Annotated in this window: 2 protein-coding genes; one reads left to right on the forward strand and one right to left on the reverse strand. The window is 72.7% G+C overall.

Annotated elements, in window-relative coordinates:
- Window positions 1-330: discoidin domain-containing protein (locus tag FAF44_RS53355; RefSeq protein WP_237111145.1), on the reverse strand; the 330-nt coding region annotated here is incomplete at its 3' end.
- Window positions 331-587: 257 nt separating this feature from the next.
- Here FAF44_RS53355 and FAF44_RS53360 point away from each other — a divergent pair.
- On the forward strand, window positions 588-911 hold a 324-nt coding region (locus FAF44_RS53360), incomplete at its 3' end, for a discoidin domain-containing protein (protein ID WP_237111146.1).

Raw genomic sequence — 911 nt, forward strand, 5'->3', positions numbered from 1 at the left:
GGAGGTCTGGATGGTGAAGGCTTTGGCGTAGGCGTTCTCCCAGTCGAGGACGACGCGGGAGATCGTCGCGCTCGCTCCGAGATCGACCTGCAGCCACTGCGGGTCGGCGGCGGCGCTGGACCAGCGGGTGTCGCGGCTGCCGTCGAAGGCGGCCCCGGCGCCGTAGCCCGCGCCCTGGGTGGAGGAGGCCGTGGCCGTCCGTCCCTCCGAGAGCAGGGCGTCGGCCGCGAGGGCGGGGCTGACGGCGGCGAGGCAGGCCGCGAACAGGGCGGCCAGCGCGATCACGACCGGCCACAGGGGAAGCCGGACCGGGCTTCTGGACGGATGCATGGGGGGTCTCTCCTTCGGACAGCCGGAGGGTGATGGACGGAGAGCGCTCTCCGAGCGTGACCTCTCAGGTGAGCCCTGTCAAGGGCGGGCCCGCCGCACGGGCCGTCGGGACCGGCTGCCGGAGTGTCGGTTTCGGGGCTGTGAGCATCGGGTTTCCGGCGGGTGAAGAGATGGGCCTTGACGCGCCTCCGCGACTGAGGGACCCTCAGGTCCCGGAGAGCGCTCTCCCGATCCCGCCGCCGCACCTAGGAGAGGTCGTGCATCCCACTCGCAGCCCAGGCATGGTCGTCGCCGCCCTGGCGGCCCTGGTCCTGGTCCTGTCCGGCCTGGTGCCCGCCACCCCGGCCCGGGCGGCTGACATCCTGCTCTCGCAGAACAGGCCGGCGACGGCCTCCTCGTCGGAGGGGGCCGCCTGGGGCGCGGCGGCGGCCTTCGACGGAGACCGCACCGGCACCCGCTGGTCCAGCCTGTTCAGCGATCCCCAGTGGCTGCAGGTCGATCTCGGAGCGAGCGCGACGATCTCCCGCGTCGTCCTCGACTGGGAGAACGCCTACGCCAAAGCCTTCACCATCCAGACCTCC

The sequence above is a fragment of the Nonomuraea sp. MG754425 genome (genome assembly GCF_021699195.1).
Lineage (GTDB): Bacteria > Actinomycetota > Actinomycetes > Streptosporangiales > Streptosporangiaceae > Nonomuraea.